General features: G+C 60.1%; 1 protein-coding gene. It reads left to right on the top strand.

Going from position 1 to position 293, the window contains the following annotated elements; genetic code table 11:
* Positions 1-293 (top strand): transposase (locus J9892_RS23850; RefSeq protein WP_210539149.1); only part of this gene is annotated, 293 nt, incomplete at both ends.

Genomic DNA, 293 nt, shown 5'->3' with positions numbered 1-293 from the left:
GTATTCAGGCCGAAGACACCGACCGTCACTGGCTCATCCCGGAACGCAACGGGCTGGTATACACGGAACTTGAGCGCTATGGCGACGGTGACCGTCTGTTGCAAATGACGGTCTCGCCTCAGGCTCGCAAGAAAAACCCGGCGTTGTCGACACACTGGCAAGTTCGCGCAGTGACCTATGAGGTGGCAGGCAAGGAGAAAACGGTCTTTACCTCCCTGCCCGTGGCGCGATTCAGCGCAGCTCAGGTGGCGACCCTGTACCACGAGCGCTGGGAAATCGAGCTGGGATACCGG

It is taken from the genome of Aeromonas sp. Prich7-2, assembly GCF_017939255.1.
GTDB lineage: Bacteria > Pseudomonadota > Gammaproteobacteria > Enterobacterales > Aeromonadaceae > Aeromonas > Aeromonas caviae.
This window is presented reverse-complemented; position numbering and strand designations above follow the sequence as displayed.